Below are 22338 nucleotides of genomic sequence, written 5' to 3' on the forward strand. Positions count from 1 at the left end.
TTCGGAGATGGTGCTGGATGAAAACCTGGATCGGAGGAGCCGTGCTGCTTGCGTGCACGACCATGGCCAATGCGGCGACGCCGCAGCAGCTGCAGGACCTGGATGCGACCGTCGAGCGCGTGCGCGCGCAGTTCGACGTGCCCGGTATCGCCGTGGCCGTGGTCAAGGACGGGCAGGTGGTACTTGAACGTGGTTGGGGCGTGCGTGAACTGGGCAAGCCGGCGCCGGTCGAGGCCGACACCCTGTTCGCCATCGCCTCCAACACCAAGGCCTTCACTGCCACCTCGCTGAATCTGCTGGCCGAGGACGGCAAGCTGAAGATGGACGACAAGGTGATCGATCACCTGCCATCGTTCCGCATGTCCGATCCGTTCGTGACCGGGCAGATGACGATCCGCGACCTGCTTTCGCATCGCAGTGGCCTGAGCCTGGGCGCGGGCGACCTGCTGTTCTGGCCGACCACCTCCTACAGCAATGCCGAAGTCGTGCAGCGCCTTGGCCAGGTGCCGCTGAAAGGTGGTTTCCGCGAGCGCTATGCCTACGACAACATCCTGTATGCGGTCGCCCAGCAGGTGATCGAGCACGTCTCGGGCATGAGCTACCAGCAGTTCCTGCAGACGCGCATCTTCGACAAAGTCGGTATGGCCGGCACGCGTTACAACGCCGATCACCTCAAGGCCGGCGACAACGCTGCGGTGGGCCACGCCAAGTACGATTTCAAGGATCTGCGTACCGTTGCACCGTTGACCTGGTCGAACAACGCCGGTGCCGGTGGCATCTATTCCAGTGCCCACGACATGGCGCGCTGGATGCAGGTGCAGCTGGCCGAAGGCAAGCTGGCCGATGGCTCGCCGCTGTTCACTGCCAAGAGCCAGCAGCAGATGTGGCAGATGATCACGCCGCAGACGATTCCGGCACCAAGCGTGCCGGAGCTGGCGCCGGCGCGGGCCAACTTCGCCGGCTATGGCGAGGGCTGGAGCCTGAGCGACTATCGCGGCCAGAAGCTGGTCTGGCACACCGGTGGCTGGCCGGGCATGGTTTCGCGGCTGACCCTGGTGCCGGGCGAGAAGCTGGGCGTGGTGGTGCTGACCAACCAGGAAGTGGGTGCGGCATTCAACGCGATCACGCTGAGCGTGCTCGATGCCTACCTGGGCGGTGAAAAGCACGACTGGGTGGATGCCTATGCCAAGGGCGTGGCCAAGGGCCAGGACAAGGCCGACGAAGCGTGGGCCAAGCACCAGGCGGAGCGTGACAAGGGCAGCAGGCCCTCGTTGCCGCTGGCCGGGTATGCGGCCACCTACCGCGACCGCTGGTATGGCGACATGGTCATCCGCGCGGAGGGCAAGGACCTGCGGTTGCGCTTTGCCAAGACGGCACAGCTGAGCGGCCGCCTGGAACACTGGCAGCACGACACCTTCATCGTGCGCTGGGACGATCGCTCGCTCAATGCCGATGCTTTCGTGAATTTCAGCCTGGACCCGGATGGAAAGGTGCGCGAAGTGCGCATGCAACCGATCTCCGACCTGACCGATTTCAGCTTCGATTTCCAGGATCTGCTGTTCACCCCGGTGAAGTAGAGGGTAGTGCCGGCCGCTGGCCGGCAACCTCATGAACCCCGGAAACATCGCGTGGTTGCCGGCCAGCGGCCGGCACTACCGGAACCGGTGGTGATCGTCGGCCGGCGTACACACGCGGCGTGGGATACTCCGCCGGCTATCGATGGCGAGGGAATGCGATGTTCCGTTGGTTTGAATCCCTGATTCCGGTGTTTCCGCCCATTGACGGGCGCATGCCGCCGCGCACCGTGGTGCCGTTCTACCTGCACTACCTGCGGCCGGTGTGGCCGGTGCTGCTGGCCACCCTGATCGCCGGCCTGCTGCTGGCGCTGGTGGAAGTGGCGATGTTCGATTTCCTCGGCCGCATCGTCGACATGGTTGCCGAGCAGCCGGGCGCGGGTTTCTTCCAGCGCCACGCCGATACCCTCGGCTGGATGCTGTTCATCACCGTCATCGCGCGCCCGATCCTGGTCGGCCTGCACAACCTGCTGGTCAACCAGGCCATCGTGCCGGGCCTGAGCAATCGCTCGCGCTGGTTGATGCACAACTACGTGGTGCGGCAGAGCCTGAGTTTCTTCCAGAACGACTTCGCCGGCAGCATGGCCAACCGGGTGATGCAGACCGGTACCTCGCTGCGCGAGTCGGCGGTGCAGATGGTCGATTCGCTGTGGTACATCGTGGTCTACACCGGCACCGCGCTGTTCCTGTTCGCGCAGGCCGACTGGCGGCTGATGGTGCCACTGATCCTGTGGCTTCTGGCCTACGTGGTGATCATGGTGGTGTTTGTGCCGCGGGCGAAGCACCGGGCCTGGATCGCCTCCGAGGCGCGGTCCAAGGCGATGGGACGCATCGTCGATGGCTACACCAACATTCCCACGCTGAAGCTGTTCGCCCATGGTGGTCGCGAACAGGCCTATGTGGCCGAGTCGATCCAGGAACTGGCGGTCAAGCACCGTGCGCAGACCCGGATCACCACCGGCATGGACCTGACCATCGCCATCGTCAACGGTTTCCTGATTGCCGGTACCTGCGGCCTGGCGCTGTGGCTGTGGAACGGCGGACACATTACTGTCGGCGCGATCACCCTGGCGACCGGCCTGGTGATCCGCATCCACAACATGTCCGGCTGGATCATGTGGACCATCAACGGCATCTTCGAGGACATCGGCACCGTGCAGGATGGCATCACCACCATCGCCCAGCCGCTGACCGTGCAGGACCGCGAGGATGCGGTGCCGCTGCAGGTGACCCGTGGCGGCGTGCACTTCCAGGATGTCCATTTCCACTACGGCAAGAAAGGTGGCGTGATTGCTGGCCTGGAGCTGGTGGTGAAGCCCGGCGAGAAGATCGGCCTGGTCGGCCCGTCCGGGGCTGGCAAGTCGACGCTGGTGAACGTGCTGCTGCGGCTGTACGACCTGGAAAGCGGACGCATCCTGATCGATGACCAGGACATCGCCTACGTCACCCAGGAAAGCCTGCGCCAGCAGATCGGCGTGGTTACCCAGGACACCTCGCTGCTGCACCGTTCGATCCGCGACAACCTGCTGTACGGCCGTCCCGATGCAAGCGACGAGCAGTTGCGCGCGGCGGTGGCCAAGGCACGCGCGGAGGCGTTCATCGATACGCTGGTCGACGGCGAAGGGCGTCGCGGCTACGACGCGCATGTCGGCGAGCGTGGCGTGAAGCTGTCCGGTGGCCAGCGCCAGCGCATCGCGATTGCCCGCGTGCTGTTGAAGGATGCGCCGATCCTGGTGCTGGACGAGGCCACCTCGGCGCTGGACTCGGAAGTGGAAGCGGCGATCCAGGACAACCTGGACGAACTGATGGGCGGCAAGACGGTGATCGCGATCGCGCACCGCCTGTCGACCATCGCGCGCATGGACCGGCTGGTGGTGATGGACCAGGGCCGCATCGTCGAGACCGGTACCCATGCCGAACTGATCGATGCTGGTGGCCTGTACGCGCGCTTGTGGGCGCGGCAGACCGGTGGTTTTGTCGCCGCCGAGCAATGACCGCCGCCCGGACGATGGATGAGCAACAGTAGATCCACGCCACGCGTGGATGCCGTACAACACAGATGAAAACGGCCCGGGGAGACCCGGGCCGTTTTCATTCAACTCACAGCCGATCCATCACTCGATCGGCTGGTCCAGCATCAGCTGGCGTGCGAAGCGCACCGGCGGTGCGCCGTAGGACAACATCTGGTCGTGGTAGGCCTTCAGGTTGAACTTGTCACCCAGCTTGTCCTGCATCGCCTTGCGGGTGTCGAAGTGTTCCTGTGCACCGACGAAGTAGGTCGGCAGCTGCGCCGAGGTCAGCTGCGCACGCACCCACTTGCCCGAGGCTTCGCTTTCCTGCTGGAAGGCGTCGTGGGTCATCAGGTGCATTGCCTTCTCGCGATCCCAGTTGTCCACGTGCACGCCCTGGTCGAGGATCGCGTTGGAGATCGTGCGCAGGTAGAACTTCAGCTGCACCAGGTGGAACAGCGGATCGTTGTTGAGGTAACCCTGCTCCTGCATCATGCGCTCGGTGTAGACCGCCCAGCCTTCGGCGAACAGGCCCGAACGCAGCACGGCACGCAGGGTGGAGGGGAACTTGGCCGAATGCCAGCCTTCCAGGTAGTGGCCCGGGGTGCCTTCGTGGATGCTCAGCAGGTGGATCATGCGCGAGTTGTACTCACGCAGGAACGAGTCAACCTGTTTGTCGTTCCAGTCGTCCGGAATCGGCGAGACGGCGTAGAAGGTCTTCAGGTTCTTGTCCAGCGGGCCCGGTGAATCGCAGTAGGCCACGGCTACGCCACGCTGGAATTCCGGCATCAGGATGATGTCCACCGGCGCGTCGGGCAGGGTCATCAGGTCGTGCTCGCGCACGAACGCGGTGGACTGCTCCAGTGCGGCCTTGGCATCGTCGACCACCTTGTCGCGCGCCGGCTTGTCGGCGTAGGCCAGCTCCAGCGCGGCCTCGATTGCCTTCTGCTGCTGCTCGTCGGTCGGCTGCGCCGGCATTTCCGGTGCGCCCGGCTTGTCCTTCAGCACGGTCTGCGCAATGCCGTACATGTCCTCGCGCACGCGCTTCAGTTCGGCGCGTGCACGCTCACCGATCTCCTGCCGCGACAGCGAGGAATTCAGCGCGAACTTCAGCTTCTGGTCGTACTTTTCCGCACCGATGCGGAAGTCACCCTTTGCGTTCGGCACCAGGGTCTTGTCCAGCCAGGTCTGCTGCTCGTCCACGGCCTTCTTCAGACCGTCGATGGCGGCCTGCAGGCGCTGCTGGTCAGCCTGCGGCAACTCGCCGATGTGCGGGGTGATGAAGGTATCGACGATGCTGAGGATGCCCTTGTTCTGCTTGGCAACGGTCTCGGCATGGATCTTCGGCACGCGTGCCGGATCCAGGTTCTCGCGGGCCTGGGCGAAGATCGCCGGCAGCTTTTCCATGCGCGCGGTGGCCGACTTCAGGCGATCGGGAAGTGGTGCGAACTCGCGCGCCATCAGGCCGTAGATCGCGCTGCCGGCAATGCCGTTGTACAGCTGCGGGTCCCACTTGCCGGACTGCATCACCTCGGCATTCCAGATTTCCGACTGCAGCTGGTTGCGCAGGATCGCGGCATCCACCTGGTTCTCGCGGCCCAGCTTGGCCACCTCGATCTTGTCCAGCTCGCCCAGCAGGCCCTTGTAGGCGTCCACGGTCTTCTGCTGGCCGGCCGCGCTCAGGTCGTCGATCTCGCTGTCATAGCGGTGGTCGCCGATCTGGGTGGCGCTGACCGGGGACAGCTGCATCCAGGTGTCCAGGGCACGCTTGGACAGGTCGGCGAAGGCGGCATCGACCGCCGCATCAGCAGCCTGCTGGCTGGCGGCCGGGGTGGAACCGTTGGTCGGGGCATCGGCCGGCTGGCAACCGGCGAGGGCGGCGACGAGGGCGAGGGCAAGAAGATGCGGGCGCATCGGCATTCCTGTACGGGGTCAATCCGCGAGCATAGGCCCCCGGAGCTGCTTTGTCCCCGTGCCATAGGATTACCATGGGCGCACACAAGGACCCTCCAGCGGAGCGCAGGACATGGAATACCAGGGAAGCTGCCATTGCGGCAGGATCGCATTCACCGTGCAGGCTGATGCGCCCATCAAGGACGTCATCGACTGCAACTGCTCGATGTGCCGCCGCCGCGGCAGCCTGCTCTGGTTCGCCCCGCGCGAGGCGTTCCAGCTGGGCACCGACATTGGCGACGTGGCGACCTACAAGTTCAACACCCACAACATCGATCACCATCACTGCCGCGCGTGCGGCACCGCGCCGTACAGCGAAGCAGTGGACCCGCGCAGTGGTCTGCCGATGGTGGCGATCAACGTACGCTGCCTGCCACAGGTCGAGCTGGCTGGATTGTCGATCACCTCGTTCGACGGAGCCTCGCGATGACGGCGCCTCGCGTGTGGACGCGTGTGGTGATCGTGCCGGCATTGCTGCTGGCGCTGGCGGCCTGTGCGAAGAATGGTGAGCGAGCGCAGGAGGCCGGTGCAGTCGCTGCCGATGCCGATGCCGCTGTCGCTTCGCCGGAAGGCGCTTTCCTGGCCTATGAGCACGATGTGCAGGTGCAGCTTGAAGCGGCGCAGATCGCGCCGCGCATCCAGCAGGTCGCACAGGCCTGCCAGAACGCGAAGTTCGGCGAGTGCGCGGTGCTGCAGGTGGATCAGCGCAGTGGCGAACAGCCCAGTGGCGAGGTCAAGGTACGCATCGCGCCGAAGGGCGTGGAATCGCTGATTGGCCTGGCCGGCGAAGGTGGCAAGCTGCAGGCGCGCAACACGCGTGCCGAGGACCTGGCGCAGCAGGTGGCCGACACCGCGCTGACCAAGGCACGGCTGGAGAAGGAGCACGCGCGCCTGCTGTCCTATCAGGACCGGGGCGACCTGAAGATCGAGGATCTGATGGCGATCACCACGCGCCTGTCGGAGATCGAGGCGGGTGTGGAGCAGGCCACAAAGGACGCCGCACAACAGCGCAGGCGCATCGATACCCAACTGGTGACGATGCATTTCGACACCACCTCGGGCCAGCGCAGCCGCAGCGAGATCGGCGAAGCACTGAGCGAGTCGGGCAGCATTCTCAGCACCAGCGTGGCATTCCTGATCCGTGCAGCGGCCGCTCTGCTGCCGGTGGGCGTGGTGGCGCTGGTAATGGCCTGGATCGTCCGCGCGCTGATCCGTCGTCGCCGTCGCAAGCTGCCGCCTGCGGTCTGACCGGCGCAGGGAGTGCCGGCCGCTGGCCGACACTCCTGCGGATCAGCCTTCGTCGGTTTCGTATTCGACGAACACATCCAGTTCCAGCGCAAGTTCCTGCACCGCATCGCGCACCTTCTGCGCGGTGCTTTCGTTGCCCACTTCCACTTCCAGTTCGTGGGTACCCGGGCCGATGTCGTCGGACAGCCCGGCCGAGCTGGAGTCATCGTCGTCCATGTGCGGCATCAGGTCGTCGGTCTCTTCGACGTGTTCGATGCCTTCCAGGCCGAGCAGCAGGTCGCTGATCGCGCGGGTATCGTCCTCGGTTCCGGTAATTCGCAGTCGCAGCAGGGCCATGGCGGAAGCACGTTGTGGGGTTCGTTCGCAGCCTAGCCAGCGGCGGGCAAAGACGGGGTGAGGGCGCAGTCAGCCGGGTGTGCTCGGGCGCCCCAGCAGACTGTCCGGCAATGCAGGAACCGGCGTACGTTCGTCCTGCGCCTGGCCCAGCAACCAGTCGATGAACAGCCGCGCAGCGGGGCTGGGCGGCCGCCCTTCGGCATGCACCACGTAGTAGGCATAACGCGCCTTCAGCGCAGGCCCTGGCAGGCGCACCAGCTCATAGCGCTGCAGGTACGGCTGGGCGACGTGGGTGCGTGCAAGCACCGCGCCCATGCCATACACCGCTGCGCGCATCGCGTCGGTACTGTCGGCGAAGGTGTGCATCGCCGGCAACGGCGACGGCGGGCGCACGCCGGCATGGCGGAACCAGTCGCGCCACCCCTGTGGTGACAGATCACTGAGCAGCGGCAATTCGGCGATGCGTGCCGGGTCTTGCAGTGCTTCGACACCGGGCAATGCCGGGGATGCTACGGGAAAGAGGTTATCGTCCATCAGGTGCTGCGCGTGCAGTCCGGGCCACTGGCCCAGCCCATAACGGATGCCGACTTCCGGGCCGTTTTCGTCGTAACGGTCGAGGCCACTGCCGGTGTGCAGTTCGATGCGGATGTGTGGATGGGCCTGGGTGAAACGCGGTAGCCGTGGCAGCAGCCAGCAATACGACAATGAGCGCAGCGTAGCGATCCGCAGCGGCACGCTGTCCGCGTCCGGCTGCAGATGGTGGGCGACGGCAGCGACATCGGTAAACGCGGCGCTGGCGGCGTCGGCCAACTGCCGGCCTTCGGCCGTCAGCCGCACCCCGCGCGCATGGCGCAGGAACAGGCGTGTGGCCAGCACCTCTTCCAGGCGGCGGACATGGTGGCTGACCGCGCTGGCGGTCAGATGCAGTTCCTGCGCCGCCTGGGCGAAGTTCTGATGGCGCGCGGCGACTGCGAAAACGGCCAGCGCAGGAAGCAGGGAAGGGCGTAGCAGCATGTCCAGCCTCAAACCATATTTGTGGCTGGCAGCGATACTACGCGCTTGTGCGGCGGGCGTCTGCGTCCGATCCTGTGTGGCCAGACCTGCTGCACGATGACGGACGGACACAGCACATGAATGCGATACCCCAGGCGACCGAACGTGATTGGCGCACACCGCTGGAACTGACCCTGCTCGGCGCGATCTGGGGCTGCTCGTTCCTGTTCATGCGGGTGGCGGTGCCCTCGTTCGGCCCGTTCGCGCTGGTCGAGGTGCGGCTGGTGCTGGGCGCACTGGTGCTGCTGCCGTTCCTGTGGCGCGCCCGCGCGCAGTTCCTGCCGCGCCGCTGGCTGTGGCTGGCACCGATCGGTCTGGTCAATTCGGCGTTGCCGTTCGTGCTGTTCGCTTACGCCGCAGAGCGTGCGCCGGCCGCCATCGGTGCGATCTGCAATGCGATGACCGTGCTGTTCGCCGCGTTGATTGCGTTCCTGTTCTTCGGCGAGAAGATCGGTGTGCGCCGCGCCGGCGCGTTGCTGGTCGGCTTTGCCGGCGTAGTTGTGCTGGCCACGGCCAAGATCTCGGGCCTGAGCATTGGTACTGCGGTGCTGGCCGGTGCGGCGGCGTCCCTGCTGTACGGTCTGGGCGTGAACCTGGTGAAGGGGCACATGACCGGGTTGCCTTCGGCCGCGGCCGCCGCGGCCACGTTGTCGTGCGCCTCATTGTGGTTGTTGCCGATGGCGCTCACGCATCTGCCGCAGGGGCCGATTCCGGGCAAGGCATGGGGCGCGGCGATCGCGCTGGGCGTCGTCTGCACCGGATTCGCCTTCCTGATGTTCTATCGCCTGATCGGTCGCATCGGCCCGTCGCGTGCGTCAACGGTGACTTATCTGGTTCCGCTGTTCGGTGCTGCGTTTGCCTGGCTGTTCCTGGGCGAAGCGGTGACGGTGCAGATGTTGATTGCGGGTGCGTTGATTCTGGGCAGCGTGGCGGTCAGCCAGAAGGGCTGAGGCTCATTGGCGCTCACGCATCGGTAGCGCCGGGCCATGCCCGGCGAGCCCTTTTCCGCGGCTGCGGGGAGGTGTCACTTTCTTTGCTCGTGCAAAGAAAGTAACCAAAGAAACACGCCGCCACACCGCGAGCCGCCGTGCTTCGCACGCCGGTCCCCTGCGCTTCTCGGCGAATCAGGGGACGGTGCCGAACTCGCTGCGCTCAGACATCGGACCTCTTCGCCCCTGATTCCCCTGCGATGCTCGGCTCGCTCAAGGCGGACTGAAAGGTCAAGATCAACAGCAAATGCATCCACGCATGGCGTGGATCTACTGGGTGCAGCTGTGGCCTTTGACCTGGGTCCGCCTTGAGCGAGCCGAGCACCGCAGGTCCGGCGAGGGCGAAGAGGCGCGGGTGTCTGAGCGCAGAGAGTTCCCGCGCCGTCCCTCGGCGGACCGAGAAGCGCAGGGGACCGACGTGCGAAGCACGGCGGCTCGCGGCCGGCGGAACGTTTCTTTTGGTTACTTTTCTTTGCGTACAAAGAAAAGTAACGCCCATGAACAGTGAAGCACCTTCAGCACGCGCCACGCGCAGAACCCGCGACGGCGTTACTTCACCGGTACCGGAATATTGCACAGGTCGATATGCCCGGCCGGGCGCTTGTAGAAATCATCCGCGCGATTGCGCCGCGCTTCGACCGTATCGGCGAAGGTCTTCGAATCGGTACGCAGTACCTGGATCGGTGTGCGCTCGGCCGCAGGCACATCGTTGACGCGACGGATCGACACGATCGGCGTGCGCAGCTTCGGGTCAGTGTAGAAGCCCATCGGTGCCGGTCCACGCGGGATCGCGCTGAGCAGCTCCATGCCCTTCAGCACGCGGCCGACCAGGGTGATGTTGCGGTCCAGCTGGCGCGGCGATTGGCCGGTAACCACATACAGTTCGGCGCCGATGCTGCTGTCTTCCTCGTTGCTGCGGCCCGCACCCAGCATGCCGTAGCAGTGTGCCAGCCAGGCTTTGCCGGCCTGCGGGTCCTGACCGACCGGGAAGCCATCGACGAAGCCGGTCTGCGCTGCCCAGCCATCGCGATCCGGCAGCACGCTCACCTTCAAACCGCTGTCGGCACGCTCGAATTCGGCCGGCAGCTTGCGCTGCGCGCTGCCGAACGGTTTGGCCTTGGCTGCATCGTCGGCGTCGGCATCGCCGAACTGCACCACGAAGTTGTCCTGCGAGCGGTAGATGCTGGTGCCGTCCCAGAAGTGCTCATGGGCGAAGGTCTGGATGTTGCCGACATGGCGCGGGGCGAACTGCGGCGCCAGTTCGATGATCACCCGTCCGGCCGGCAGGTCCATGTACAGCAGGTTGGCCGGGTCCGGCGTGCGCCAGTCGCTGGCCGCCGATGCGTCGAGGATCTGCTGCGGGCTGCGGTAGGGCGTGGCCGCGCTGGCGAGTGCGGGCAGCAGGAAGGCGAGGGCGAGAGTGGTCAGGGCAAGACGGCGGCGGTGCGACATGGGATCCCCGGAGCATGAACGAGGCCTCGATTCTGCGCGAGTCGCTGCTCTTGCGCCAATCCTGCAGACTGGCTGTCGCGCCGCCCCTGCGGCACGATGTGCGTCCTTTGCATGGATGCACGAAATGCCAATGCTGGATCCAGGGGCCGAACTGCAGGCGGTGGTCGATGGCTATCTGAAAGGCTATATCGAACCCGGCGAAGACGGTGCCGGCTGGCTGCATTCGCAGTCGCCACGGAGGCTCGTCGATCTCGATGGCCGCCGGCGCAGTTGGTGGGCGCCGCGGAACAGTGAGCTGCTGGATTGCCTTCAGGCCCATCCGCAGGCACCAGCTGCAGTGCAGGCGGCTGCGTTGTTTCTCGCCGGTGCGGACGGCAATGGTCGCACGCGTCAGGCGGCGCTGCAGCGGATGGACGCCCTTGCAGGACGTCTGACGCTTTCCAGTGCGTTGCTGCGCTGCAATGACTGGGTCCCTGAGGTGCGGGTTGTAGCCCAGCAGGTGGTGGAAGTTCTGCTGTCCCGCTGCAGCATCGACGACGTGCTGGCAGCGTGGCCGCTGGCGGTTCGCTTGCAGGATGCGCAGCGGGTGGATGCCGATTGGCGCAGGGATACGCTGGAGGGCTGGCTGTCGGCGCCCTCGCAGCGGGCAGTGCTGGGTGGCCTGCTCGTCCATCGTGACTCACGTACGCGGCTGAGCGCCCATGCGATCGCCTTCGATGTCCACCCGGAGCGTGTGGCGATCCGTGCGCGCGCGCTGCGGGACAGCGATCCGCGCATTGCACGCATGGCCTTCCAGGACCTTCTCGATGAGGGCGACCCATCGCAGGTGCTGGAGCAGTGCAGGGGCGCGCTGACGGCTCCCTCCAGCCAAGTGCGCGCGTCGGCCCTGCGTACGTTGGTGGCGCATGAGGTGGAGGGGATCGACGTGTTCGTCGAGGATGCACTGTTCGACCGTGCACGGGCTGTCCGCAGTCTGGCGGCATTTCTGGTGCGGCAGCGCCACGCAACGCCAGCCATCGAGCTGTGGCGCAACGCATTGGCACAGCAGACAGCGGGGCGCTGGCGCGTGGCGCTGGAAGCGCTGGCCGACCATGCCGTCGCTGAGGACGTTGCACTGTTGCGGTCGCTGTATCCACGGGTGGCGGCGCGCCACCGGCGGAATTGTGTACGAGGCTGGATACGGGCCGAGGGCGGCGCAGGCCTGGCGTTGCTGCGCGTTGCGCTGGAGGAGCCGGGGCGAAGCATCCACGAACTGTTGACCCACGCGCAGGCGGACTGGGTAGCCGAACTGGACGCCGCCCGGCTGCTGGCGTTCTGCCACGACGGTCCTTCCCCGGTGGCTCAGACCGGGCTGCTGCGGCTGCTGCCCCACATGCCGTTGTGGCAGCATCTGGAACTTCTGCTGGACGCGGTACCGCAGAGGCATGACGAACGTGCATGGCATCTGCGCCTGGTGGAGAACTGGCTTCGTGTGAGCGAGGGTTACTCACCGCTGTCGGCAGCGCGCCGACAGGCCCTGCTGACCCGCCTTGAACACGGTGGGCACGACCTCTCCAATGCAATGGCACAGCGGCTGGCCGAGGCGGTCCGCCAAGCCTGACGCGGCCGGTGCCCAACCGGCAGAGTGACTAACGACACATTCGCTATACCGAACTTCGCACTACTGTTGACTTCAACGTAGTGGAGGGTCGGTCATGACCGAAGACGATGTCCACCTGAAGAAGTTCCAGAAGGAGCTCAGCGCCGGCACGGTTTCGTTGGCCCTGCTTGCGGTGCTGGCCCGCGCCGGGGAGCCGCTGTACGGCTACCTGATCGCCAAGGAGCTGGAACGCGTGGGCGAGGGCGTGCTCAGCGGCAAGCAGAGCGCGCTGTACCCGGTGCTGCGCAACCTCGAAGGCGCGGGCCTGCTGGAGAGCCATGTGGAGCCGTCCAGCAGCGGGCCGCCGCGCCGCTACTACCGCATCAACGCGCGTGGCCGGGAGGTGCTGGAGCAATGGCGCCAGGCTTGGCGCGACACCCGTGATTCCGTCGATTCCGTGTTGGAGGGGATACCGCAATGAACGACCTGAACCTGGCAGGCAACAGTCTGCCGAGCACCATTCCGCAGTACCTGGCGCAGTTGCGTGCGGCACTGGACGGTGCCGATCCGGCGATGGTGCAGGACGCCCTGTACGACGCCGAGGAATACCTGCGCTCTGAACTGGCAGCGCAACCCGGCCGCAGCGAAGCCGAGGTCATCGCCGACGTCGCCGGCAGCTATGGTGCACCGGACGAGGTGGCCGAGATCTATCGCGAAACCGAGCTCACGGTGAACCGCGCGCTGCGTACGCCGCGGGCCGACACGGGCCCGGTGCTGCGTGCAGCGGCCGAGGCCAGCGGTGCGGCACCGGCGGCGCAGCCGGCAGCCCCCGTGCAGCGTTCGCTGCTGGCGCGCTTCTTCGGCGTGGTGACGGATCCGCACACCTACGGCGCGCTGTTCTACATGCTGTTGTCGCTGGCCACCGGCATCTTCTTCTTCACCTGGGTGGTCACCGGCCTGTCGTTGTCGCTGGGACTGCTGATCCTGATCATCGGCGTTCCGCTGACCGTGCTGTTCTTCGGCTCGGTGCGTGGACTGGCACTGCTGGAGGGGCGGCTGGTGGAAGCGCTGCTGGGCGAGCGCATGCCGCGTCGGCCGCAGTACACCGACCGCAGCCGCAGCTGGCTGCAGCGCATCGGTGACATGTTCACCGATGGCCGCACCTGGCTGACCCTGCTGTACTTCGTGCTGATGCTGCCGCTGGGCATCATCTACTTCACCATCGCGGTGACCCTGCTGTCGCTGTCGCTGGGTTTGATCTGGGCGCCGGTGGCGGCGATCTTCAGTGGCGACATCCCCGGCATCTACATCAACGACGTGAACGTGCTGCCGATGGCGGCCTCACCGCTGGTGGCCATCGTGGTTGCAGGGGTGGGCGTGTTGTTGCTGCTGCTGACGATGCACCTGGCACGCGGCATCGGCAAGCTGCACGGCATGCTGGCCAAGAACCTGCTGGTGCGGTTGTAAGCGGGAGCCCACGCTCTGGTAGGTGCCAAACTTGGTTGGCACGATGCCGCCGACATCGGGATTCACGGTAGAGCGCCAACCAAGGTTGGCATCTACCAGAAGCTGCCGGCCAGCGGCCGGCACTACCGGAAGCAGGGCGGGTTACCCCGCCTTGCGGCGCAGCGGGGTGACGTTGCTCTTCTTCTTCGGGGCCTTCGCTGCCGGTGCTTCGGCATGCGCGGCGAAGAAGTCACGCACCTTCGGGTAGACCACTTCGCGCCAGCGGCGGCCGCTGAAGATGCCGTAGTGGCCGGCACCATCGACGATGAAATGTTCACGGCGTTCTGCCGGAATACCGCTGCACAGCGCCTGCGCCGCTTCGGTCTGGCCGAGGCCGGCGATATCGTCCAGTTCGCCTTCGATGCTCAGCAGCGCGGTATCGCGGATCGCCGACGGATCGACCTTCTCGCCGTTGACCACCCACTCGCCACGCGGCAGCAGGAAGTCCTGGAATACCACGGAAATGGTGTCCAGATAGTACTTGGCCGGCATGTCCAGCACGGCGTTGTACTCGTCGTAGAAATTGCGATGCGCGTCGGCATCCTCCAGGTCGCCCTTCACCAGGTCGGTGTAGAAATCCCAGTGCGAACTGAAGTGGCGGCTGGGATTCATCGACAGGAAGCCGGCGTGCTGCAGGAAGCCGGGATACACGCGGCGACCCGCACCGGGATAGCTGGCCGGCACGGTGTGGATGACGTTGTTCTCGAACCACGACAGCGGGTTCTGCGTTGCCAGGTTGTTGACCGCGGTCGGGCTGCAGCGCGCATCGATCGGGCCGCCCATCATCACCAGCGTGCGCGGCGTCGGTTCACCGCGGCTGGCCATCAATGAAACCGCGGCCAGCACCGGTACGGTCGGCTGGCAGACACTGACCACGTGCAGGCGCTCGACGCCAAGATGGCGGATGAACTCCTGGATGTAGGCGATGTAGTCGTCCAGCCCGAACTCGCCCTCGCTGCCGGGCACCATGCGCGCGTCGACCCAGTCGGTCACATACACGCGGTGGTCGCGCAGCAGCGTTCGCACGGTGTCGCGCAGCAGCGTGGCGTGGTGGCCGGACAACGGCGCCACCACCAGCACGAACGGCTGGTTGAGCATGGTGTGCAGCTGGTCGGCTTCATTGCTGTGGCGCTTGAAGCGCAGCAGCTTGCAGAACGGCTTGCTGAGTTCCTCGTGCACGACAATCGGCACGCGTTCGCCCTCGACCTCGATTTCGTTGATGCCCCATTCGGGCTTCTCGTAATCCTTGCCGATGCGATGGAACAGCTCATTGACCGCCGCCAGGCGATCAGCACCGGGCATCTGCGACCACCAGTGTCCCTGGTTGGCGAAGAACTTGGCGTTGGCCTGGGCCTGGTGCACCCAGGGGGCGAGCAGGTTGCGGGTCAGTTCGTGCAGTTGATAGAGCATGCCGACCGAATATGTATGGTCTTATGTTGCCGCGCAGCATAGCGCATCCGACTGTCCCGGACGTTAAGCAGACTCACTGGGCGTATTCAGCGGGCCGCCTGCTCCAGCGCGGCCGCTTCATCGGCCAGTGCTGGCCCCAGCCAGAGGTGGGAACCGACCGCCTGCAGGCCTTGGCGGCTCAGCTCGCGCCGGTACCAGCGGGCTGGACGCGACTGGAAGCCGTCATGGTCGCCCTCGAATTCATCTTCGGCGGCGAACGTTTCCAGGAAGGCGACGCCGGCGGTCAGTTCGGCGACGCCGGCCAGGCCTGCACGCAGTTCGCGGTTGGGCACGTAGTGCATCACGTCCGAACAGACCAGCAGGTCGACCGGGGCGCAGGGCCGCAGCCAGGCGAAATCGCCGAAGCCGGCCAGGTGCAGGTTGCGGGTCCGGCCGTAGCGACGCACAGCGTACTCGCTGCTGTCGAAGCCCAGGTATTCGACCTTCGGACGCAGTTTCAGCAGCGGCGCGCGCCAAGCGCCTTCGCCGCAGCCGATGTCCAGCACGCTGCGGATCGGTCGTTCCAGGTAGTACTCGGCCGTGGCCACGGCAAGGGCGACCTTGCGCCCCAGGCGCGCGCTGCCACCGATGTCGGCGCGGCGGTACCAGCGCTGGAAGTAGGCGGCGTCGTAGGTCTTGTCCATGGCGGTCCGGTGCAGTCGTGAAATCGGCGCCTATCGTACGGCGTTGCAGCACACCATGCGTCGATGTGTCGCGCCGGTTACACGTGAGGTGGCCTCGCCACCGCATGCGAGAATGGCGAATATCCACGCCAGCCGCCGGAGCGAGCGCATGCAGAGCTATTACTGGGTCAAGACCTTCCACATCGTGTTCGTGGTGGCGTGGATGGCCACGGTGTTCTACCTGCCGCGCATCCTGGTGAACCTGTCAGAGACGGCGGGGCAGCCGGCGGTGGTCGAGCGCCTGCAGCTGATGGGCATGCGCCTCTACCGCTTCGGCCATTCGATGTTCGGCCTGGCGTTCGTGCTCGGCCTGGTGCTGTGGCTGGGCTACAAGGTGATTCCGGATTTCCCGACCATGGTCGCCCCGGGTGGCGCGGGCTGGCTGCATGCCAAGCTGGGTCTGGTGGTGGTGCTGTTGGCGTACTTCATCTGGATCGGCCGCCTGCTCAAGGGGGTGGCCAAGGGCAGGGCGCTGCCGTCCTCGCGCGCGCTGCGCTGGATCAACGAGATTCCGTTGCTCGCGTTCATTCCGATCGTCTGGCTGGTGCTGGCCAAGCCGTTCTGAGGGGGCGTCATCTGCACCCGGTAGATCCACGCCATGCGTGGATGCTGTGCGAGGTACGAACAAAAAGAGCCGGGCATCTGCCCGGCTCTTTCGTTTCTGCAATCCGTTGCAAGTTGCCGGCCAGCGGCCGGCACTACCAAGCTTGTCCAGCGGCCGGCAGAACCGGGCTTACGCTGCTTCGTAGGTGCCGTAGCTGCGCAGGCGCTTGTAGCGCTGGTCCAGCAGCTCCTGGGTGGACAGCGCATCCAACGCTTCCAGCTCGTTCAGCAGCACGGCCTTCAGGCGCTTGGCCATCTGCGTCGGGTTGCGGTGGGCGCCGCCGGTCGGCTCGCGCACGACCTTGTCGACCAGACCCAGGCCCTTCAGGCGCGGCGCGGTCAGGCCCAGCTGCTCGGCAGCATCCTTGGCCTTGCCGGCGTCCTTCCACAGGATCGAGGCGCAGCCTTCCGGGGTAATGGTCGAGTACACCGCGTATTCCAGCATCACGGTGCGGTCGCCCACGCCCAGCGCCAGCGCGCCGCCGGAGCCGCCTTCACCGATTACGGTGCAGATGATCGGCACCTTCAGTTCGGCCATCTCGATCAGGTTGCGCGCGATCGCTTCGGACTGGCCGCGCGACTCGGCATCGATGCCCGGCCAGGCGCCGGCGGTATCGATCAGGGTCAGCACCGGCAGGCCGAAACGCTCGGCCATCTTCATCAGGCGCAGGGCCTTGCGGTAGCCCTCCGGCTTGGGCATGCCGAAGTTGCGCTTGATCTTTTCCTTGGTGTCGCGGCCCTTCTGATGGCCGATGACCATCACCGAGCGACCATTGATGCGAGCCAGGCCGCCCATGATCGCCTTGTCGTCGGCGAAGGCACGGTCGCCGGCCAGTTCCTGGAACTCATCGCAGATGATGCGGATGTAGTCGGCGGTGTACGGGCGCGACGGGTGGCGTGCCAGCTGCAGCACCTGCCACGAGGTCAGGTTGCGGAAGATCTGTGCGGTACGCACGCGCAGCTTGTCCTGCAGCGCATGCACTTCGGCCTCGACATTGACCGCCGGCCCGGCACTGGCGTTGCGCAGTTCCTGGATCTTGGCTTCCAGGTCGGCGATGGGTTGCTCGAAGTCGAGGTAGTTCGGATTCATCGGAAGCCGTCGTGTAAAGAAGAGGGGAATTCTAGCCGAATGCGCAGGAACGGCCCGTACGCCTTCGTCTGGAAACCGACGGTAGCGCAGTGGGGGCCAGCGGCGCCAGTCGGGCCGCCGGCCGCCGGTTCAGGGCAGGACCAGCGCGCTGCGGGCCATTTCGGTGCTGCGGATCGTCACGAAGTCGTTGTAGGCCTGGTTGGCCGCCACCGGCAGCTTCGCGCCCAGCGTCATGGTGGCGTGGGTGAAGGCCATCTGCGCCTGGAAGTCTTCCTTGCGCAGGGCCTTCTGCTCGCTGGCCGTGGTGGCCTTCAGCCAGCGCGCATAGATGTCGCGCACGGGACCGGCATGGGCCTCGAAGGCCGGGTCCAGCGCGGGCAACGCAGGCGCCGTTTCCAGCGTGTAGGCGGGCGCCGCGTAGCCGGCGGGCTGCTCGCGCTTGTAGGCACCGGGCTCGCCCATGCCGGCCTCGACATAGGCGATGAAGTCCGGCGCGGTGAAGATCTTGGTGCTGATCCTGCCGCCGGTCGAATCGACGTGGGCAACCACCTGTTCGTCGGGGAACGGCTCGCGCACGCCGAAGTTCCAGGTCTTGTCGATGAACAGGCCGTGGTGCTTTTCGAACGGTCCCTTGAACTCGACGCCACCCAGCTCGATGCCCAGGCCGCTGACGCCGAAGTTCTTCAGCTTGTCCTCGCCGGTCACATAGATCTCGCGCGCGGTCACGTACTCGCTGAGGCTCGGGTTGATCAGGCCACCGCGGCCGTCGGCGTAGACGATGAAGCGCACGTCGCCCAGGCGGTCGGTATGCAGGTGATGCTCGCCGGCAGCCAGGCTGATCGGACGCGACGCGTGCGCGGCCACCGGCAGGTCCTTGCCGTCGATGCTGATCGCCAGCGGCGCATCGGTCGGGTTGTCGATCTCGAAATCGACCTTGGAGGAACAGCCGGCCAGCGCGAGCGCGGCCACCATCGGCAACAGCAGGTTCTTCATTGCGGGCAATCGTCCTTGACGTATGCAGCGGGAAAACAGGAACGAAGTCGGGCCAGCCTCAGCTGGCCCACGGCGGGCTGTAGCGCACCTTCAGCGTGCGCACCGCCGGTTCGGCGCGCAGCGCCTCCATCAGCTTGGAATCGACACGCACCGCGCTCTGCCCGGAAACGTCGAGCATGCCGGCGATGCCGCCATCGGGGCCCTTCAGCAGCAGATCCAGGCGCAGGGGCGTGCGGCCGGGGCGATGGCGGTCGAGCAGGGCGTCGATGCGCTCCCACACCGGCCGCTGCTGGCGCAGATCCAGCCGCAGCGACAGGCGGGTGGCGTAGTTCGCACAGACCTCGTCGAAGTCCCAGCACTGGCGGATGCGCAGTGCGAAGCCACCATTGAATTCGTCTTCGCGCAGGCCGCCCTTGACCACCAGGATGCGGTCCTTGGTCATCAGGTGGCCGAACTCGGCCATGGCATCGGAGAACGCGCTGCATTCGACGCGGCCACGACCATCTTCCAGCTGGATGAAGATCTGGCTCTCGCCCTTGCGGCGCACGCCGACCACCTGGCCGGCAAGCACGGTCTGCACTTCCGGGCGCCAGCGCTTTTCGCCGCCGCCACTGTTGCTGTTGGCGCTCCAGATCTTTTCCACCGCGCCCAGATCGGTACCGACCAGGTCGCGCACGTCATCGCGCCAGGGATCGAACGGGTGGCCGCTGAGGTAGAAGCCCAGCGTGTCGCGCTCGCCGTTGAGGCGCTGCAGCAACGGCCACTCTTCGGTTTCCTGCAGCTCCAGGTGGATGGCCTGCACGCCCGGCTCGGGGCCGCCGAACAGCGAGTTCTGACCGGACGCACGCTCGCGCGCCATCTGCTCGGTGGCCTTGATCACTTCCGGCAGCTGCAGCATCAGCGAGGCACGGTTGTGGCCCAGCTCATCCAGCGCACCGCAGTTGATCATGGCTTCCAGCGTGCGCCGGTTGAGCTTGGCCGAGCCGATGCGGGTGCAGAAGTCGAGCAGATCGGTGTAGTCGCCGCCGCGCAGGCGTTCGTCCACCACCGCTTCGCAGGCACCTTGGCCGACGCCCTTGATTGCGCCCAGGCCGTACTGGATCGTGTCCGGCGTGGACGCTTCAAACATGAAAGCGGACTGGTTCACCTTCGGCGGCAGCACGGTCAGGCCGAGGTTGCGCACCTCGTCCAGGAACCCGACCACCTTTTCGGTGTTGTCCATGTCCGACGACAGCGTCGCGGCCATGAACTCGGCCGGGTAGTGACGCTTGAGCCAGGCCGTCTGGTAACTCACCAGCGCGTAGGCAGCGGCGTGCGACTTGTTGAAGCCGTAGCCGGCGAACTTCTCCATCAGGTCGAAGATCGCATCGGCCTTGGCTTCGCCGACGCCATCCTTGGCCGCACCTTCGCGGAAGATCTCGCGGTGCTTGGCCATTTCCGCCGGCACCTTCTTGCCCATCGCTCGGCGCAGCAGATCGGCGCCGCCCAGCGAGTAGCCGCCGACGATCTGCGCCATCTGCATCACCTGCTCCTGGTACACCATGATGCCGTAGGTGTCGCGCAGGATGCGCTCGGTGCGCGGATCGGGATACTCCACGTCTTCGCGCCCGTGTTTGCGGTCGACGAAGGAGGGGATCAGGTCCATCGGGCCGGGCCGGTACAGCGACACCAGCGCGATCAGGTCTTCGAAGCGGTCGGGCTTGGCGTCCTTCAGCAGGCGGCGCATGCCCGAGGATTCGAACTGGAACACCGCACCGGTATTGCCCGAGGCGAAGATGTCCTTGTAGGTGGGCGCATCGTCCAGCGGCAGCTGGGTGATGTCCACCGGCGGAATGCCGGCGCGCTCATGGCGCTTGTTGATCGCCTTCACTGCCCAGTCGATGATCGTCAACGTGCGCAGGCCGAGGAAGTCGAACTTCACCAGGCCGACTTCTTCAACGTCGTTCTTGTCGAACTGGGTGACCGGATTCTTGCCGCGGCCATCCTCGTCGTGTTCGGCGAACAGCGGGCAGAACTCGGCCAGCGGTTCGGGCGCGATCACCACGCCGCCCGCGTGCTTGCCGGCGTTGCGGGTGAGGTCTTCCAGCTGCCGCGCCAGGTCGATCAGATCGCGGACATCGTCCTCGCTCTGGTAGCGCTGGATCAGCTCGGGCGAGGCCATCTCGCTGTCCTTGCCCTCACCCATCGCGTCCTTCAGCGAGATGCCGAGGATGTTCGGGATCAGCTTGGCGACGCCGTCGACCAGGCCATAGGGGAAGCCGAGCACGCGGCCGGAGTCGCGCACCACCGCCTTGGCCGCCATGGTGCCGTAGGTGATGATCTGGCTGACCCGCTCGCGGCCATACTTGCGCGCGACGTAGTCGATGACTTCGTCGCGGCGGTCCATGCAGAAGTCGATGTCGAAGTCGGGCATCGACACGCGTTCGGGGTTGAGGAAGCGCTCGAACAGCAGGTTGTACGGCAGCGGGTCCAGATCGGTGATCTGCAGCGCCCACGCCACCAGCGAGCCTGCACCGGAACCACGGCCCGGGCCGATCGGGATGCCCTGCGCTTTGCCCCACTGGATGAAGTCGGCCACGATCAGGAAGTAGCCGGGGAAGCCCATCTTGATGATGGTGTCCAGCTCGAACTCGAGGCGGTCGCTGTAATCCTGCGCGGTCATGCCGGGCGCAATCGGATTCTTTTCCAGGCGCGCGGCCAGACCCTTGCGCGATTCGCTGCGGATCCAGCTGTCCAGCGTTTCCTCGTCAGGCACCGGATAGTCGGGCAGGAAGTAGGTGCCTAGGCGCATCTCGATGTTGCAGCGTTCGGCCAGCGCCAGTGTGTTGTCGATCGCATCGGGGATGTCGGCAAACAGCGCGCACATCTCCTCGGCCGACTTCAGGTACTGCTGGTCGCTGTACTCGCGCGGGCGCTTGGGATCATCCAGCACGCGGCCGGTGGAGATGCACACGCGTGCTTCGTGCGCGCTGAAATCGGACGGCGACAGGAAGCGAACATCGTTGCTGGCGATCACCGGCAGCCCACGCTGGCCGGCGGCCATCAGCGCGAACTGGTTGAAGCTCTCTTCGCCGTCGCGACCGGTGCGGGTCAGCTCCAGGTGCAGGCCGTCGCCGAACACGCGCTGCCAGTCGGCCAACTGCTGTTCGGCCAGGTCATGCTTGCCATCCAGGGCCAGGCGCCCGGCCAGGCTGTCACGGCCGGCCAGGGCGAACAGGCTGGCGTTGCCGGCCTTCAGCCAGTCCGGGTGCACGGCGACGCCGCCCTCGGGGCGATGGCCTTCCATCCACGCGCGGGTCAGCAGACGCGACAGGCTCAGGTAGCCCTCGCGGTCGCGACACAGCAGGGTCATCCGCCACGGGTCCTGGCCTTCCTCGGCGATCATCACGTCGGCGCCGGCGATGGGCTTGATGCCCACGCCTTCGGCGGCCTTGTAGAACTTGACCAGCGCGAACAGGTTGTTGAGGTCGGTCACCGCCAGCGCAGGCAGGCCGAGTTCGACCGAGCGCGACAGCAGGTTGGCCTGTTTGGCCTTCTTCGGGTCAGCCTGGTCCGGCTTTGCCGGCACACGGATGGTCGAGTCCGCCAGCGAGAACTCGGTGTGGACGTGGAGATGTACGAAGCGGGAGTTGGACATGCCGGACCAGGTTGGAGCGCGCAGGCCCCGGGTGCAGACGCGGGAATCGTCGCCGGGGTCGAGAAGCGCTGGAGTGCCCGGTCAGGGTAGCGAGGGCAGGGGGTTGCCACAAGGCTTGACGGTGGGCGATATCGCATTCGCGCTATCGCTTCCCACGGTTCGCAGGCGAACCGCGGGCCCCGTC

At 66.0% G+C, this 22338-nt stretch carries 18 protein-coding genes; 9 read left to right on the plus strand and 9 right to left on the minus strand.

What is annotated here, in order from left to right; genetic code table 11:
* The first annotated feature begins 17 nt into the window (after positions 1 to 17).
* Both ACQ5SA_RS08415 and smrA read left to right on the plus strand, forming a co-directional pair.
* On the plus strand, positions 18 to 1577 hold the full coding sequence (locus tag ACQ5SA_RS08415; RefSeq protein WP_499313961.1) for a serine hydrolase: 1560 nt from the start codon (positions 18 to 20) through the stop codon (positions 1575 to 1577).
* Positions 1578 to 1735: 158 nt separating this feature from the next.
* Complete coding sequence (smrA, locus tag ACQ5SA_RS08420) at positions 1736 to 3568, plus strand: multidrug efflux ABC transporter SmrA (protein WP_499313962.1); 1833 nt, start codon at positions 1736 to 1738, stop codon at positions 3566 to 3568.
* 120 nt (positions 3569 to 3688) lie between these two features.
* Here smrA and ACQ5SA_RS08425 read toward each other — a convergent pair whose 3' ends face one another.
* Positions 3689 to 5497: a DUF885 domain-containing protein gene (locus tag ACQ5SA_RS08425; RefSeq protein WP_499313963.1), complete on the minus strand. Its 1809-nt coding sequence runs from the start codon at positions 5495 to 5497 to the stop codon at positions 3689 to 3691.
* Between the two features lie 112 nt (positions 5498 to 5609).
* On the opposite strand from ACQ5SA_RS08425, the gene ACQ5SA_RS08430 reads away from it, so the two are divergent.
* Together ACQ5SA_RS08430 and ACQ5SA_RS08435 are read left to right on the plus strand one after the other, a co-directional pair.
* Positions 5610 to 5966: a GFA family protein gene (locus ACQ5SA_RS08430; protein WP_312785611.1), complete on the plus strand. Its 357-nt coding sequence runs from the start codon at positions 5610 to 5612 to the stop codon at positions 5964 to 5966.
* Positions 5963 to 6784: a DUF4349 domain-containing protein gene (locus ACQ5SA_RS08435; protein ID WP_499313964.1), complete on the plus strand. Its 822-nt coding sequence runs from the start codon at positions 5963 to 5965 to the stop codon at positions 6782 to 6784. Before ACQ5SA_RS08430 ends, ACQ5SA_RS08435 begins: the two co-directional genes overlap by 4 nt.
* A gap of 42 nt (positions 6785 to 6826) precedes the next feature.
* Here the strand turns inward: ACQ5SA_RS08435 and ACQ5SA_RS08440 are convergent, their stop codons facing one another.
* Both ACQ5SA_RS08440 and ACQ5SA_RS08445 read right to left on the minus strand, forming a co-directional pair.
* Positions 6827 to 7120, minus strand: coding sequence for a hypothetical protein (locus ACQ5SA_RS08440; RefSeq protein ID WP_108265810.1), 294 nt, complete (start codon positions 7118 to 7120; stop codon positions 6827 to 6829).
* Between the two features lie 69 nt (positions 7121 to 7189).
* Positions 7190 to 8134, minus strand: coding sequence for a LysR substrate-binding domain-containing protein (locus ACQ5SA_RS08445; RefSeq protein WP_499313965.1), 945 nt, complete (start codon positions 8132 to 8134; stop codon positions 7190 to 7192).
* A gap of 116 nt (positions 8135 to 8250) precedes the next feature.
* On the opposite strand from ACQ5SA_RS08445, the gene ACQ5SA_RS08450 reads away from it, so the two are divergent.
* Positions 8251 to 9123 carry a DMT family transporter gene (locus tag ACQ5SA_RS08450; RefSeq protein WP_499313966.1) on the plus strand — a complete coding sequence of 291 codons (873 nt, stop codon included), beginning with the start codon at positions 8251 to 8253 and terminating at the stop codon, positions 9121 to 9123.
* A gap of 588 nt (positions 9124 to 9711) precedes the next feature.
* Here ACQ5SA_RS08450 and ACQ5SA_RS08455 read toward each other — a convergent pair.
* A complete protein-coding gene (locus tag ACQ5SA_RS08455) occupies positions 9712 to 10614 on the minus strand; it encodes a peptidylprolyl isomerase (RefSeq protein ID WP_442243759.1) in 903 nt (300 codons plus the stop codon).
* A 130-nt stretch (positions 10615 to 10744) separates the two neighbouring features.
* Between ACQ5SA_RS08455 and ACQ5SA_RS08460 the strand changes: the two genes are divergently transcribed.
* The 3 genes from ACQ5SA_RS08460 (at position 10745) to ACQ5SA_RS08470 (ending at position 13660) form a co-directional block, all read left to right on the plus strand.
* The gene (locus tag ACQ5SA_RS08460) at positions 10745 to 12214 is read left to right on the plus strand and encodes a hypothetical protein (RefSeq protein WP_499313967.1); all 1470 of its coding nucleotides are present in this window, start codon (positions 10745 to 10747) and stop codon (positions 12212 to 12214) included.
* Between the two features lie 94 nt (positions 12215 to 12308).
* Positions 12309 to 12674, plus strand: a complete 366-nt coding sequence (locus ACQ5SA_RS08465) for a PadR family transcriptional regulator (protein ID WP_394195771.1) — start codon at positions 12309 to 12311, stop codon at positions 12672 to 12674.
* The gene (locus ACQ5SA_RS08470) at positions 12671 to 13660 is read left to right on the plus strand and encodes a sensor domain-containing protein (RefSeq protein ID WP_108265807.1); all 990 of its coding nucleotides are present in this window, start codon (positions 12671 to 12673) and stop codon (positions 13658 to 13660) included. The genes ACQ5SA_RS08465 and ACQ5SA_RS08470 overlap by 4 nt, the downstream gene beginning before the upstream one ends.
* A 141-nt stretch (positions 13661 to 13801) precedes the next feature.
* Here the strand turns inward: ACQ5SA_RS08470 and ACQ5SA_RS08475 are convergent, their stop codons facing one another.
* Both ACQ5SA_RS08475 and ACQ5SA_RS08480 read right to left on the minus strand, forming a co-directional pair.
* Positions 13802 to 15109: a polyhydroxyalkanoate depolymerase gene (locus tag ACQ5SA_RS08475; RefSeq protein ID WP_499313968.1), complete on the minus strand. Its 1308-nt coding sequence runs from the start codon at positions 15107 to 15109 to the stop codon at positions 13802 to 13804.
* An 86-nt stretch (positions 15110 to 15195) separates the two neighbouring features.
* Positions 15196 to 15792: a class I SAM-dependent DNA methyltransferase gene (locus ACQ5SA_RS08480; RefSeq protein WP_499313969.1), complete on the minus strand. Its 597-nt coding sequence runs from the start codon at positions 15790 to 15792 to the stop codon at positions 15196 to 15198.
* A 148-nt stretch (positions 15793 to 15940) separates the two neighbouring features.
* On the opposite strand from ACQ5SA_RS08480, the gene ACQ5SA_RS08485 reads away from it, so the two are divergent.
* The gene (locus ACQ5SA_RS08485; protein WP_025877688.1) at positions 15941 to 16396 is read left to right on the plus strand and encodes a CopD family protein; all 456 of its coding nucleotides are present in this window, start codon (positions 15941 to 15943) and stop codon (positions 16394 to 16396) included.
* Between the two features lie 168 nt (positions 16397 to 16564).
* Here ACQ5SA_RS08485 and ACQ5SA_RS08490 read toward each other — a convergent pair whose 3' ends face one another.
* The 3 genes from ACQ5SA_RS08490 to dnaE form a co-directional block, all read right to left on the minus strand.
* Positions 16565 to 17524: an acetyl-CoA carboxylase carboxyltransferase subunit alpha gene (locus ACQ5SA_RS08490; RefSeq protein ID WP_049465344.1), complete on the minus strand. Its 960-nt coding sequence runs from the start codon at positions 17522 to 17524 to the stop codon at positions 16565 to 16567.
* A gap of 129 nt (positions 17525 to 17653) precedes the next feature.
* On the minus strand, positions 17654 to 18517 hold the full coding sequence (locus tag ACQ5SA_RS08495; protein ID WP_230110481.1) for a hypothetical protein: 864 nt from the start codon (positions 18515 to 18517) through the stop codon (positions 17654 to 17656).
* Positions 18518 to 18575: 58 nt separating this feature from the next.
* The gene (gene dnaE, locus ACQ5SA_RS08500) at positions 18576 to 22154 is read right to left on the minus strand and encodes a DNA polymerase III subunit alpha (protein ID WP_499313970.1); all 3579 of its coding nucleotides are present in this window, start codon (positions 22152 to 22154) and stop codon (positions 18576 to 18578) included.
* Positions 22155 to 22338 lie beyond the last annotated feature (184 nt).

This window comes from Stenotrophomonas indicatrix (assembly GCF_050573115.1).
Lineage (GTDB): Bacteria > Pseudomonadota > Gammaproteobacteria > Xanthomonadales > Xanthomonadaceae > Stenotrophomonas > Stenotrophomonas lactitubi_A.

Coding starts and splice junctions, on each gene's coding strand:
- ACQ5SA_RS08480 (WP_499313969.1), bottom strand. CDS start 15,792: ATGGACAAGACCTACGACGCCGCCTACTTCCAGCGCTGGTACCGCCGC.
- ACQ5SA_RS08445 (WP_499313965.1), bottom strand. CDS start 8,134: ATGCTGCTACGCCCTTCCCTGCTTCCTGCGCTGGCCGTTTTCGCAGTC.
- ACQ5SA_RS08490 (WP_049465344.1), bottom strand. CDS start 17,524: ATGAATCCGAACTACCTCGACTTCGAGCAACCCATCGCCGACCTGGAA.
- ACQ5SA_RS08455 (WP_442243759.1), bottom strand. CDS start 10,614: ATGTCGCACCGCCGCCGTCTTGCCCTGACCACTCTCGCCCTCGCCTTC.
- dnaE (WP_499313970.1), bottom strand. CDS start 22,154: ATGTCCAACTCCCGCTTCGTACATCTCCACGTCCACACCGAGTTCTCG.
- ACQ5SA_RS08465 (WP_394195771.1), top strand. CDS start 12,309: ATGACCGAAGACGATGTCCACCTGAAGAAGTTCCAGAAGGAGCTCAGC.
- ACQ5SA_RS08440 (WP_108265810.1), bottom strand. CDS start 7,120: ATGGCCCTGCTGCGACTGCGAATTACCGGAACCGAGGACGATACCCGC.
- ACQ5SA_RS08450 (WP_499313966.1), top strand. CDS start 8,251: ATGAATGCGATACCCCAGGCGACCGAACGTGATTGGCGCACACCGCTG.
- ACQ5SA_RS08485 (WP_025877688.1), top strand. CDS start 15,941: ATGCAGAGCTATTACTGGGTCAAGACCTTCCACATCGTGTTCGTGGTG.
- ACQ5SA_RS08415 (WP_499313961.1), top strand. CDS start 18: ATGAAAACCTGGATCGGAGGAGCCGTGCTGCTTGCGTGCACGACCATG.
- ACQ5SA_RS08475 (WP_499313968.1), bottom strand. CDS start 15,109: ATGCTCTATCAACTGCACGAACTGACCCGCAACCTGCTCGCCCCCTGG.
- ACQ5SA_RS08435 (WP_499313964.1), top strand. CDS start 5,963: ATGACGGCGCCTCGCGTGTGGACGCGTGTGGTGATCGTGCCGGCATTG.
- ACQ5SA_RS08470 (WP_108265807.1), top strand. CDS start 12,671: ATGAACGACCTGAACCTGGCAGGCAACAGTCTGCCGAGCACCATTCCG.
- ACQ5SA_RS08430 (WP_312785611.1), top strand. CDS start 5,610: ATGGAATACCAGGGAAGCTGCCATTGCGGCAGGATCGCATTCACCGTG.
- ACQ5SA_RS08425 (WP_499313963.1), bottom strand. CDS start 5,497: ATGCGCCCGCATCTTCTTGCCCTCGCCCTCGTCGCCGCCCTCGCCGGT.
- ACQ5SA_RS08460 (WP_499313967.1), top strand. CDS start 10,745: ATGCTGGATCCAGGGGCCGAACTGCAGGCGGTGGTCGATGGCTATCTG.
- smrA (WP_499313962.1), top strand. CDS start 1,736: ATGTTCCGTTGGTTTGAATCCCTGATTCCGGTGTTTCCGCCCATTGAC.
- ACQ5SA_RS08495 (WP_230110481.1), bottom strand. CDS start 18,517: ATGAAGAACCTGCTGTTGCCGATGGTGGCCGCGCTCGCGCTGGCCGGC.